At 43.4% G+C, this 13,718-nt stretch carries 5 protein-coding genes; 1 reads left to right on the top strand and 4 read right to left on the bottom strand.

What is annotated here, in order from left to right; all coding sequences use genetic code 11:
* Nucleotides 1-8: 8 nt before the first annotated feature.
* Complete coding sequence (locus V7L31_RS19365; protein ID WP_334697738.1) at nt 9-221, bottom strand: hypothetical protein; 213 nt, start codon at nt 219-221, stop codon at nt 9-11.
* 119 nt (nt 222-340) lie between these two features.
* The gene (mfd, locus tag V7L31_RS19360; RefSeq protein ID WP_334697737.1) at nt 341-3,901 is read right to left on the bottom strand and encodes a transcription-repair coupling factor; all 3,561 of its coding nucleotides are present in this window, start codon (nt 3,899-3,901) and stop codon (nt 341-343) included.
* 240 nt (nt 3,902-4,141) lie between these two features.
* Between mfd and V7L31_RS19355 the strand changes: the two genes are divergently transcribed.
* Entirely contained in the window at nt 4,142-5,470 is a 1,329-nt protein-coding gene (locus tag V7L31_RS19355; RefSeq protein WP_334697736.1) for a hemolysin family protein, read from the top strand.
* A 112-nt stretch (nt 5,471-5,582) separates the two neighbouring features.
* Here the strand turns inward: V7L31_RS19355 and V7L31_RS19350 are convergent, their stop codons facing one another.
* Together V7L31_RS19350 and V7L31_RS19345 are read right to left on the bottom strand one after the other, a co-directional pair.
* Complete coding sequence (locus V7L31_RS19350) at nt 5,583-6,764, bottom strand: aldo/keto reductase (protein WP_334697735.1); 1,182 nt, start codon at nt 6,762-6,764, stop codon at nt 5,583-5,585.
* Between the two features lie 401 nt (nt 6,765-7,165).
* Nucleotides 7,166-13,090: an amino acid adenylation domain-containing protein gene (locus tag V7L31_RS19345; RefSeq protein WP_334697734.1), complete on the bottom strand. Its 5,925-nt coding sequence runs from the start codon at nt 13,088-13,090 to the stop codon at nt 7,166-7,168.
* Between the last annotated feature and the right edge of the window lie 628 nt (nt 13,091-13,718).

The following is a 13,718-nucleotide window of genomic DNA, read 5'->3' as shown; positions in this document are numbered from 1 at the left end:
TCCGTAGCTCATGCAGTTTTTTGCTGATGTTCTGACCAAGTTAAAGTATCATTTTCTGCGATATCTTTTAACCCCTCCTCAAAGTCTATTTCGTCGGACTCATCTTCCTGCTTACGGATTTTTAACAGTGATAAAATCTCTTGCAATGTATCCTCATAAGCCAGTTCTAATTGTTCATTAATAGCCTTGATTAACGCTTGCTTTTTAGTTGTAGTTTCCATGTTTCCACTCTTTTCAACTGCTCGTCATTGTCCATGCTTTGAACACCTTATTTTACTCTAAAATACTTCTCAGTAAGTCTGAGATATATTTTCACTTGATGACTATCTCTTTATCCCAATCAAACACTAGCTGCCTCTGGAATTGCACCTTGCATTCTCCCAAAAGCATCAATCAAATTTTGCAATTGTTGATCTGCTTTAAAAACTCCTAACCCACGCACTGTCACTTTCCCTGGAGAATACACAAACCGCGTCTTGAGATTGTCTGGTAAATTCGCCGCTAACAAATTCCAAGCTGGTTCCTCCATTGGCGTTTCTAAAACGACGTGCTGCTTTTGTTCTGGTTTAATGCGGCTAAATCCGAGTTTTTTCGCTAGCTGTTTGAGTTCCATGACTCGCAAAAGTTGATTTGCAGGGATTGGTAAAGTACCATAGCGATCGCTCCACTCGGCTGCAATTAGCTTTAATTCTGATTTAGATTTGGCTGTAGCTACCGCTCGGTAAGCACTCATCTTTTGATCCAAATCGGTAATGTAATCTGCTGGGATAAATGCCGTCAGGTTGAGATCAATTTGGGTATCCTCCACTTTTGGAATTTCTTGTCCTCGGATTTCCCGAATTGCTTCTTCCAGCATTTCCATGTATAAATCAAAGCCGATGGCATCCATTTGACCGGATTGTTCAGCACCTAGCAAGTTACCCACGCCTCTGATTTCCATGTCGCGCATCGCTAGTTGATACCCAGAACCTAACTGAGTAAATTCCTGAATCGCTCGTAATCGTTGCCGTGCTGCGTCAGATAATGCCCGTTGCTTCGGATAAAATAACCAAGCATGAGCTTGGATACCTGCACGTCCCACACGACCGCGTAATTGATACAACTGTGCTAATCCAAAGCGGTGAGCATCTTCAATCAAAATCGTGTTGACTCGCGGAATATCTAAGCCAGATTCAATAATTGTTGTACAAACCAGGATATCTGCATCGCCATTGCTGAAAGTGAGCATGGTTGATTCTAACTCGCTTTCATCCATTTGACCGTGAGCGATCGCAAACCTAGCTCCCGGTATTACTTCTCGTAAATTGGCTGTTGTCTCTTCAATGCCGTCTACTCGTGGAACTACATAAAATACCTGTCCACCTCTGTCTAATTCTTGACGAATTGCAGTGCGGATACTTTCGGAATTTATCGGTGAAAGATGAGTTTTAATTGGTCGTCTCGTTGGGGGTGGTGTGGTAATCAAACTCATTTCCCGAATTCCCGACAAGGACATATACAAAGTTCGGGGAATGGGAGTAGCGGAGAGGGTAAGCACGTCCACTTGAGTTTTCAAGCTTTTAATTTTCTCTTTTTGGTTCACCCCAAATCGCTGTTCTTCATCTACTACCAACAGCCCTAAATCTTTGAATGTCACACCTTTACCTAAAAGTTGGTGTGTACCAACTACTACATCTAATTCACCCGTTGCCAATCGCTTTTGAATCTCGCGGCGTTCTTCAGCCGAACGGAAACGGTTGAGCAAACCGACATTTACCGGGTAGGGAGCAAAACGTTCTTTGAGTGTATGGTAATGCTGCTGTGTTAAAATTGTCGTTGGCGCAAGGAGTGCCACTTGTTTACCGGCGGTGACTGCTTTAAAAACAGCACGAATCGCCACTTCCGTCTTTCCAAAACCGACATCGCCACAAACTAAGCGATCCATTGGGCGATCGCTTTCCATGTCGCGTTTTACATCTTGCACAGCTTTAAGCTGATCCGTCGTGGGTTGGTAGGGGAAAGAATCTTCCAATTCCTCTTGCCAAGGCATATCACCTGGGAAGCTAAAACCTTGTTGTTGTGATCGCGCTGCATACAGTTTCAACAAGTCCACCGCCAATTTTTTAATCGCTTTGCGGACTTTATTCTTAGTATTTTCCCAAGCTTTACCGGTCATCCTGTTGAGTTCCGGTGCTTTATCACCTCCGGCGCGGAACCGCGATAAAGCCCCTACTTGATCGGCTGCAACTCTAAGTAAGCCGTCAGCATATTGCACTACCAAATAATCACGGGTTTCGTCATTAATCGTCAAACTTTCCAGCTTGACAAATTTACCAACACCATGATTTCTGTGAACTACATAATCACCTGGACGTAGTTTATTGGGATCGACTTGTTTAGAGGTAGCTTTGTGGCGCTTGCGGATATAGCCGGGAGTCGCCAAGGAATGCTGCCCAAAAAATTCCCGATCTGTAACGATTACTATTCGGTACGTAGGCAGGATAAAACCTTCGAGTTCGGCAAGCCCAGAATATTTGAGGGCTATGGGAATATGGTTGATTTGCAGCTTATCGATCGCTTGGTAATCGCGGGGATTGGGGATAAACTGAGCCGGACAATCATGTTCTTGCAACAGTGAGACAGAACGGGAAGGTTGAGCAGAAAGCAGCCAGATTGAGAAATTGCGATCGCGTTCTTGGCGGATGGTTTCAGCTAGTTTAGCAAACTGATGTGGCGTAGCTGGAACAGGACGGCTGGCAAGATTGATCCCGCTATTTTCCTCTGACAGTTCAGATAAATATAATGTTTTAAATTTGGCAACATCAGCCAGACAGTCATCAAATGAACGGTGGATTTTCGGCAATGAATGGGGAGTAGGGGAAGAATCTACCCCATTCCCCATTCCCCATTGTTCCTGGGCATTTTCTACCCAGCGATCGCTATGAGCATGACACTGTTCTGGCTCATCAATGGCAATCAAGGTATTTTCTGCTAAGTAGTTTAGCAGAGATGCTGGTTGCTCAAATGCTAACCCCAAAAAACGCCGACTACCTTCAATCAGCGATGAGTGCTGAGTGTTGGGTGCTGAGTTAAATTCTGACTCAGCACTCAGCACTGCGAACTCAGCACTATTTTTCAGTGCTGCCATGACCACAGGAGTAAAGCTAGTGGGGGTAAGAATTATCTGATCAACTTTGTCGAGGGCGGAACGTTGGGTTGTGGGGTCAAATTCCCGCATTTGCTCGATTTCATCGCCAAACCATTCCAACCGGACTGGAAACTCAGAGGAAACCGGGAATACATCTACAATATCGCCCCGTCGGCTCCATTGTCCTTCCATTTCCACCAAAGGCACTCTTTCGTACCCCAAAATAGTTATTTTCTCACTGAAGCTATTCAGGTCTAATTCCATCCCTTTTTTCAAGGTAAGACAGAATTGTTGAAAAGCTGCTGGTGGTGGTAAATGAGGTTGCAGCGCCCCTTGAGTAGCCACAATCGCTAAATTTGTCCTTTGTCCCTTGTCCTTTGTCATTTGTTCTTGGTTTGTTTCTAATGACAACTGACTAATGACTAATGACTCTTGATTTTTGAGTAAATCTGCCAATACCTGCATTTGCCCCCAACTCATCTCAGTTTCCGGGTCAAAAGGTTCGTAGGGAGAAGCCTCGGAGGTGGGGTAAAAATGTACTGTTTGCCATCCCATTGCCTCCAGTTGTGCGTAAACACGTCCAGCTTCCTCCAGAGTGGCACAAACCACGAACAAATCCTTACTCTGAGCTTGCGCTAATGCTGAAGCTACTAGAGTTTTGGGCAGCCGGGAAATGCCATTTAACCGCAATTCTTGTTGTCGATTCAGCTTAGAAATAAATTCAGTAGTGAGCGACGATCGGCCTAAGGCACGCACAATAGAAGAAAATGACATAAGTACTACTAGCGATGGGAGTCTTTGTGGGTCAGCAAATTTTGAGGCAGTTTATGTCAACCATTTTAAAAGTGTTAACAGCTTTCTTATCCCTTCGGTGGAAGAATAATGCACAGCGACTAATAAACTTAAGAACTATAACTATTACTTTGTGTATAGTCAAAGCATTTATCGAAGCACCTTTAATACTAGATACTAGGGATTGAGCTACGTTCGCTCTGATAAACCGCAATTTTAAACATGTCTTCCATAACTTTTGAAATTTTAATCATTTTGGTGCTAATTATTGCCAATGGCGTGTTTTCTATGTCTGAGATGGCAATTGTCTCAGCACGGAAAGTTAGACTACAGCAGCTTGCCAATCAAGGAGATATCAAGGCAAAGGCAGCATTGAAACTAGCTGAGTCTCCAAATCATTTCCTGTCAACCGTTCAAGTGGGTATTTCCCTGATCGGTATCCTGACTGGTGCTTTTGGAGGAGCAACAATTGCTAGCCGAGTGGCCATGTATGTGCGACTTATCCCCTTATTAGCACCTTATAGTGAACCGATATCCTTTGGAATAGTGGTTTTGCTGATTACCTATTTCTCACTCATTGTTGGCGAATTGGTACCGAAGCGTCTGGCGTTAAATAACCCAGAAAGGATTGCCTCGATTGTAGCGATTCCGATGCAAGCCTTGGCGGCGATCGCTTCTCCTGTAGTCTTTCTCTTAAGTGCTTCTACAGATTTGATCCTGCGAGTGCTGGGAATTACAGCTTCTACTGAGCCGCAAGTTACCGAAGAAGAAATTAAAATCTTAATTGAGCAAGGAACTGAGGCGGGAACTTTTGAGGAAGCTGAACAGGATATGGTAGAGCGAGTCTTTCGTTTAGGCGATCGCCCTGTCAGCTACTTAATGACACCCCGTCCCGATATTGTCTGGCTAGATTTAGACGACTCTCCCGAAGAAAATCGCCAAAAAATGGTTGATAGTGCCTATTCTCGGTATCCAGTTTGTCAGGGAGGACTTGACAATGTGCTGGGTGTTATCCCTGTCACCGACTTATTAGCTAGGAGTTTCCGAGGGGAACCTCTAGACTTGACAATCGGATTGCGACAGCCCGTATTTGTGCCAGAAAGCACCCGTGGTTTAAAAGTTTTGGAATTATTCAAACAAACCATTACTCACATGGCGCTAGTAGTGGATGAATACGGTGTGATTCAAGGATTAGTCACTCTCAACGACATTATGAGTGAAATTGTCGGTGATGTTCCTTCTACTGATGGACAGGATCAACCACAAGCTGTGCAACGTGAAGACGGTTCCTGGCTTTTAGATGGGATGTTGCCTGTAGAGGAGTTTTTGGAACTTTTCGGTATGGAAGAATGGGAATCAGAGGAACGCGGCAGTTATCAGACATTAGGTGGTTTTGTGATCACCCATTTAGGTCGTATTCCTGCCGCCGCAGACCATTTTGAATGGCAAAGTATGCGAATTGAAGTGATGGATATGGATGGTAATCGTGTTGATAAGGTGCTAGTCGTACCTAAGGCAGTTAAATCAGCAGATACGAAAAAATCTGATTAGGACTGGGGATTGGGGAAAATAGTTCCTCTTTTCCGTTAGCTATCCGCTAACGGCACTTTTCAGAGGCATTGGGCATTGGACATTAATGCCCAATGCCTATTTATGCGATTTATCAAGTGCGAGATAGACGTTTAACCGCTTCACCCGCCAACAACTGATGAGCTTGTTCTAGAAATTGGGGGATTTTGTCGGCGTGGGGATTGCGGGCGATAGATTGCCGTAAGTCTAACTCGTCTAGCCGATCGGCTTTATTGCCAGGGAACCAGTGGCCACCATTGCCAAGGAGGTTGTAGCGCATTTTAGCGTACTCTACCAGATCGTAGGCGATCGCTAAATTCCGCAGCCACAAAATCACCCGAATATTTATCTCACCAGGGGTTTTGTCAAAGGTTGGTAGATTTGTTTCCCAGGATTTTACCCAATCTTCTCCCAAAGTCGCGATCGCTTCTGATTCCAACCTTGCTAAAATTGGTGGCAAAATTTCTGATGCCCGATCGATTAATTCTAAAGTCTTCAGGTGTTCATCAAAATCTTGTGGTTTTGCTGCTCCTATACTTAGGGTATGAACCTCCTGATGACTCAAACAAAATAAATCATTAAACACCATTGGACTCAACGGGGCACAAAGATTTAGTAATTTTTCTGGAGGTTCATACAACAAACCGCCTTTATTAGATGGACTAATAATAAACACCCCCATATCGTGGCGTTTAGCTGCTTCAATTGCTGCCCAATTCCATTGATTAATGTAGTACCAATGCAAGTTTACATAATCAAATTGATTGGTATTAATTGTCTGCACAATCATCTCTGTTGAGCCGTGTGTGGAAAAGCCAATAAATCTAACTTTTCCCTCTGCTTGCAACTGCTGCGCTACTTCCAAACAACCACCAGGACGGATGCTATCATTTAACGACTCAGGATGATTGATACCGTGCAACCCTAAAAGGTCAACATAATCTAGTTGGAGATTTCGCAATGATTGTTCAAATGTCTCGCGGAATTCTTTCGCATCTGCCTTTGGGCTGATTTTGGTTTGAACAATCAACTTTTCGCGGGGAAACTTGGGTAATATTCTCCCCAATTGCATTTCGGAAGTACCATAGCCACGAGCAGTTTCAATATGATTAATTCCAACCTCAACCGCCCTTTTAATCGTCGCTTCTAGATTCGCCTGGTTATCAGCAGGAATTTCATGATTGGGAACATCCTCCCATTTGAACTGATATCTCATGCCACCGCAGGAAAACACTGGCATCTGTAATTCGGTGCGTCCAAATCGTCTATATAACATCAGTGGATTGTGGATTGTTTAGCAACTTAAAATTTGAAACTGACAGTCATTCGAGTTTTCAGTGCCACAATCATTTCCTCTGTTCAATTTGTGACACTAGCAAGATTCACCCCATTATTAAATCGGTCAAGCCTTTTGGTTATTAGAGTGTAACCAGTATTCCAGTTCCAGAGAGTAATTATCTCACCCCATTGCACAATACGGTTCAGATAAGCTTTTTTCTCCCCCCTGCATCCCCTGTCTGCCTCAACGGATAAATTTTTTAACCTAAGCGTATTGCCCTATAGCAATTTTATCTGATTTATAAAAATTGCAAAGCTGGGATGCTCGACTTCTCTAAAAAGTTGAGCATCCCAGCAGTTTTGAGTTGTGAGGAGGTAGTCGGTTGTCAGATACCCTTCTTAATTCTTTGGGGACTGTGCCTGGGTTAAGCAATTTTTCAATATTTCAGCTAACACTTGTACGTTGGGTTCATTAAGTAGGTCAAGATGAGATCCAGGAACATAATGGATATCTAATCCTCCAGCTACCAGTTCGCCCCAGCCAAATTGTGGGTCGTATTGTGTACCTATGGCTTCGTCCCGATTTTCATCTTCTGTTCGCAAGAGGATAGCTTGACCAGCATAAGGTGAAAATATATATTCACTGCCTGCTTGCATATTAGCATCTACGCTTTTTAAATGTTTGTCAGTTTCAGGTAAATTAAGTACCTCTTCTAAGTAACGGTTATATGTATTTTGGAGATGCTGCTTACGCCAATAACTCCATCTCACAATTTTTTGCCAAAGGTAGATCGGCCCTTGTTTAACTATATTATTTAAATGCAAAAAGACTCGTTTGAGAAATGGCGATCGCCAGCTATAACCTAAACGACAACTATCAAACAGAACTAGAATACCAACTTGTTCGCCTTGCTCTTGGAGTTGTTGAGCCATCTCGAAGGCAACTACACCTCCAAAAGAGTAACCTCCCAGAAAATAAGGCCCATTGGGCTGAAGAGTCTTGATTTCTTGAATATAGTGAGTTGCCATGTCTTCAACTCGTGTATGGAAAGGCTGTTTTCCATCTAGTCCTTGTGGCTGTAGTCCGTAAAATGGTTGCTCTGAACCCAGATGCAGTGCCAGTTCACGGAAACACAAGACTTCCCCACCCAGTCCGTGAATGCAGTAAAAAGGTGGCTTGGAACCATTGGGTTGAATTTCTACTAGAGATGACCAGCTAGATTTTGATTTGTCTAAGGTATTTACTAAAGCCTTGTTTGTGACTGCTATTTCTTCTTGGGAGATTACTTTTGCTAGAGCCTCTACAGTACTTGACTGGAACAGAATGGCAAGAGGCAGATTTTTACTAAACGTTTTCTCAATTTGCCAAAACAGTTTTACTGCTAGTATGGAATGTCCTCCAAGCTCAAAGAAGTTATCTTTGACACCGATAGGCTGGACACCTAAAATTTGTTCCCAAATTTTGGTTAGTTGCAATTCTAATTCATCACGGGGAGCAACGTAGGTGTTTTCAGAATCAAGCCTGGTTGAGTCTGGTGCTGGTAAAGCGCTGCGGTCGATTTTGCCGTTGGGGGTTAGGGGTAAGGTTTCTAGTAAAACGAAAGCACTAGGAACCATATATTCTGGTAGTTGCTCTTTGAGGAAATGGCGCAGCTCGTCTATATTTGGTGTTTGTTCTGGGTGAGGAACGATGTAGGCGACTAGTCGCTGGTTTTGGGGGTGATCGACTCTCGCTGTTACGACGGTTTGCTGTATGCTTGGGTGCTGTGCTAGTAAAGCTTCGATTTCTCCAAGTTCGATCCGAAAACCACGAATTTTTACCTGATGATCGATTCTACCGATATATTCAATATTGCCATCGTGAAGGTAACGGGCTAAGTCTCCAGTTTTGTAAAGTTTTTCGCCTTCATTAAAGGGATGGGAAATAAATCGCTCGGCTGTTAAGTCTGGACGGTTCAGGTAGCCTTTGGCAACTCCAATACCACCAATATAAAGTTCGCCGATCGCACCCAATGGAACTGGTTGGAGATGGGAGTCGAGGATATAAAGTTGAGTGTTGGCGATCGCTCTGCCAATCGGTACACTTTTTAAGGTACTCTCTCTTTGACACTGCCAAAAGGTGACATCAATTGCGGCTTCGGTAGGACCATAGAGGTTATGTAGTTCACATCCCATCGGCTCAAAAAACCGCTCCTGGAGGTCAACTGGTAAGGCTTCTCCACTACAAAACACCCGTTTTAGAGATTTGCAACCTTCTAGTCCCTTAGTTTCTAGAAATATCTGCAACATGGAGGGTACAAAGTGCAGTGTTGTAATTTCCTCTTGGGCGATGGTGTTGATTAAGTAAGTCGCATCTCGCTGTCCACCAGGTTTAGCCATCACTAAACGCGCCCCTGTCAATAGGGGCCAGAAAAACTCCCAAACTGAAACGTCAAAACTGAAAGGCGTTTTTTGCAGAATGCGATCGCTTTCAGTTAGCTTGTAAGCATCCTGCATCCACAGTAAGCGATTGCAAATTCCCCGATGGGTGTTCATCGCGCCCTTGGGTTTGCCAGTAGAACCGGAGGTGTAAATTACATAAGCTAAATCTAGAGGCTGGACGCTGGAATTAGGATTGCAATTGCTTTGTTGTGAGATTGTTTCCCAATCGCTATCCAGACAAACTTTCTGGCTAGTTGTAGGCAGACGATCGACTAAATCCTTTTGGGTTAACAGCACCGCAGGTTGACAATCGCCTAGCATATATGCTAGACGTTCTTGAGGATATTCGGGATCAAGAGGTACATAAGCGCCGCCAGCTTTGAGAATCCCTAACAGCCCGACAACCATTTCTAAGGAACGCTCAACACAAATGGCTACTAATACATTTGGCTGGACTCCACAAGTTTGCAAGTAGTGTGCTAGTTGGTTGGCACGACTATTTAATTCAGTGTAGGTAAGGTGCTTATCTGCAAATTTTACAGCGATCGCATCTGGTGTTTTCTCTACCTGCGCTTCTAATAAGTGGTGCAGACATTCAGATAAATCGTAGTCAGTTTGGGTATCATTCCACTCTACTAGTAGCTGATGCTGTTCGGCTGCTGTTAACAGAGGCAAATCGGCAATATTCTGTTCTGTGTTGGCGACGATGCCTTCAAGTAAAGTTTGGAAATGCCCTACCATTCTAGCGATCGTTGTCGCATCAAATAAATCTGTGTTGTATTCAATTCCACCTTTGATCCCCTCGGAAGTTTCTTCTAAATCGAGGGTAAGCTCAAACTTTGCTGCACCGCTATGAACTTCTAGTGGAGTAATGTTCAATCCTGGAAGTTCCCAAAGTTCCCTTGGGGTATTGTGGAAGGCAAACATTACCTGAAACAAAGGTGAGTGGCTCAGATTTCGTTCTGGCTGTAGTGCTTCTACTAGCTTCTCAAAAGGTAGGTGTTGGTGCGAGTATGCTCCTAGTGTTACTTCTCGAACTTGACTAAGTAACTGCCGGAAACTTGGGTTGCCGGAAAGGTTAGTGCGTATGGCTAGGGTATTGACAAAGAACCCAATCAACCCTTCGGTTTCAACTTGGTTGCGACCAGCAATGGGAGAACCGATGAGAATATCTTCTTGCCCAGTGTAACGGTGCAGTGTTGTCCCAAAGGCCGCCAGCAATGTCATGAATAAAGTGACACCTTCCCGACGAGAGAGTTCTTTGAGCGCTGCACTCAAGGACTGGGGTAAAATCAGGGATTGCACTGCTCCCTGGTAAGTTTGGATTGGTGGTCGTGGTCGGTCGGTTGGTAATTCTAATACTGTTTTGGCATCTGCTAACTGGGTTTTCCAGTAGTTGATTTGGTCTGAGAGTATTTCACCCGATAGCCATTGGTGTTGCCAAACAGCAAAATCAGCATACTGGATAGGCAATTTTACCAGGGGCGAAGGCTTACCGCTCAAAAAAGCTTGATAAACGGCTGCTAACTGCTGCCAAAGAATGCCTATTGACCAGCCATCTGAGGCGATGTGGTGCATGACCAACAGAAGTATATGCTCCTCTTGGTCTATTTGGAGCAAGGTAGCTCGCAGCATCAAGTCAGTTTCTAAGTCGAAGGGGCGTTGTGCCTCTTGCTTAAGCAAATATTCTACTTGCTCTTGTGTTACCTTAATTACCTTAAGTTCCACTGACTGAGGTGTGCGAATTACTTGTATGGGGCTACCATCAAGTGATGTAATAAAGTTGGTTCGCAGTGCCTCGTGATGGATAGCGATCGCATCTAGTGACTGTTGCAATACTCCCGTATTTAAGTTACCCTTTAGCCTCTGTGCATTGGAAACGATATATGCGCGGCTGTCGGGTTGCAACTGTTGCAAAAACCACACTCGCTGCTGGGCGAAGGATAAAGGGGCTGACTCTCGGTTGGCTATTTGGGGAATAGTCTGATTTTGAAGATTATTTTTTTGAGTCTGGTTTTGGGCTATTGCTTCCGCTAAAGTAGCGATCGTTGGATTTTCAAATAAGAGTTGCAACGGTATTTCTATTTGAAAGGCTTGGCGAACTCTAGACATCACTTGAGTGGCCAGCAGTGAATGACCTCCCAATTCAAAAAAATTGTCGTATATGCCTACTTGTTCCCGACGCAAAACTTTCGCCCAGATGGTAGCTAAGACCTCTTCTGTGGAATTCTGAGGTGAAACAAAGTTAGTTGACAGCCTAATATCAGATGTATCCGGTGCAGGCAAGGCGCGGCGGTCTATTTTACCGTTAGGATTTAGTGGTAGGGTGTCCAAAAATACAAAGAAACTAGGCACCATATATTCAGGTAGCTGTCCTTGCAAAAAGCGCCGCAATTCTACCTGACTAGGGATTTGCTCTGGACTGGCAACAATATATGCCACAAGTTGCTTATCCCCATTCACATCCTCTCTAGCTATAACTAAAGTCTGCGTCAGTGCCGGATGTTGACCTAATATAGTTTCAATTTCTCCTAATTCAATTCGGAAGCCACGTATTTTAACTTGGTGGTCAATGCGACCAAGAAACTCGATATTACCATCACTCAAATAACGTGCCAAATCCCCAGTTTTGTAGAGGCATGCCGCAGGTTCAGAGCTAAAAGGGTTGAGAATAAACTTATCTATGGTTAATTCTGGACGGTTGAGATAGCCTCGCGCTAGACCAATACCGCCAATATGCAGTTCGCCTGATTCCCCAACAGCTACAGGTTGCAAGTTTTCATCGAGGATGTGAATCTCTGCATTCGTAATGGGGCGACCAATGGGAGCAATTGCATAATTAGTTCCGCGCTGGCAAGTCCAGAAAGTGGTATCAATAGAAGCTTCCGTTGGCCCATAACAATTATGCAGAACATTATCCAAATTCAGTTGGGCGAAAAAGCGTTCTAGGAGTTCGCCAGGTAAAGCTTCACCACCACAAACAATATGTCTGAGGAATCGACAATTCTCAATTCCCTTCTCTTCTAATAAGACACGCAGTATAGAGGGTACTAAGGCCAGGACAGTAATTTGCTGCTCAGTAATCACCTTTACAAGGTAGGCAGTGTCCTGATGTCCAGCAGGGCGAGCCATGAACAATTGCCCTCCAAAGCACAATGGCCAAAATATCTGCCACACGGAGGGGTCGAAACTAAAAGAAATAGTCAGTAAAACTTTGTCTGCCTGAGTCAATCCAAAGGTTGTTTGCTTCCAGTGAAGTTGATTGCAGATACCACGGTGAGGAATCATTACACCCTTGGGCTGCCCTGTAGAGCCAGATGTGTAGATGACGTAGATGAGATTATCAGCCGTCGTCTCATTGACAGGATTTTCTTGACTGTTTTGGATATTCCCTTGCCAGTTTGAGTCCAGACAAACCACTTGTGCCTGATGCGGTGGTAAATTATTGAGAAATTTTTCTTGGGTTAACAACACTGGTGTCTGCGTGTCTTCCAAGATAAAGGCTAAACGTTCTGAGGGATATGCTGGGTCTAAAGGTACATAAGCGCCTCCAGCTTTGAGAATACCCAGCAGACCTACGATCATCTCCAAGGAGCGCTCCACGCAAATGCCTACAAGTACTTCAGGGCCAACGCCTAAAGCACGTAAGTGGTGCGCTAGTTGATTTGCCTGTTGATTTAATTGCCGATAAGTAAGTTGTGTATTTTCACATACTACAGCAATTGCTTGGGGCGATCGCTCTACCTGCACCTCAAACATTTGGTGAATGCAGAGATCCTGAAGATGAGCTACTTGGGTATCATTCCATTCTTGTAAAACTTGAGTGCTGATGATCTTAGTTTTTGTTAAGGTATTTAACGGAATATTTTGCTTATAATCTGATATCTGGTTATTTATCTGCATTTTCTATATATCAACTCCATCAGGAAATGGCATTTTTTATTTATTGTATAGTTGTCCTTATAGAAAATTGTATTTAGCTCTGCAAATTAACATCCTCAAAGAGCAAGTTTTATCTGTAATAAACAAAACATAGTTAACCTTAAAACGTTATGCTACAATACTTTGACTTCCACCAAGAACAAGAATTATCGGTTGCAATACCCAGGTTAATAAGTATACATCCTCAAATAAAATTCCTAATTTTGCATTATCAAACTGCTGACTTACAGCCAGAGAATAGCAATTTGTCTACAGCTTTATTACTTAAGTTAACAAGTTTTTTCCATGATTTTCATTAGTTTAAATTAGGTATACAACCAACAAGACTCTATCCTTTTCTATGAAAAATCGCTGAAGAAAAAATTAATTATTACCAAATCTTCATTGTGTTTGTTCCTATGTAAAAGTTATATAAAGTTATGATTATAATTTTGCTTAAGCAATTAAGTAAGCAGCTAATAGGTATAATAGACTAGAGACACCAAAAACATGACATAGCTACTGGCATCGGGGATTAGGTATCAGTAATTCTTTACTTAGCACCCAGCAAGAAGTCCATTCTTGAAGCAAATCTAAAACTTAATCTAGG

Source organism: Nostoc sp. (genome assembly GCF_036916655.1).
In the GTDB taxonomy this organism is placed as follows: Bacteria; Cyanobacteriota; Cyanobacteriia; order Cyanobacteriales; family Nostocaceae; genus Nostoc.
Note: the sequence above shows the minus strand (reverse complement) of the source record. Positions and strands in the feature narration are given on the sequence as shown.

Coding starts and splice junctions, on each gene's coding strand:
- V7L31_RS19365 (WP_334697738.1), bottom strand. CDS start 221: ATGGAAACTACAACTAAAAAGCAAGCGTTAATCAAGGCTATTAATGAA.
- mfd (WP_334697737.1), bottom strand. CDS start 3,901: ATGTCATTTTCTTCTATTGTGCGTGCCTTAGGCCGATCGTCGCTCACT.
- V7L31_RS19355 (WP_334697736.1), top strand. CDS start 4,142: ATGTCTTCCATAACTTTTGAAATTTTAATCATTTTGGTGCTAATTATT.
- V7L31_RS19350 (WP_334697735.1), bottom strand. CDS start 6,764: ATGTTATATAGACGATTTGGACGCACCGAATTACAGATGCCAGTGTTT.
- V7L31_RS19345 (WP_334697734.1), bottom strand. CDS start 13,090: ATGCAGATAAATAACCAGATATCAGATTATAAGCAAAATATTCCGTTA.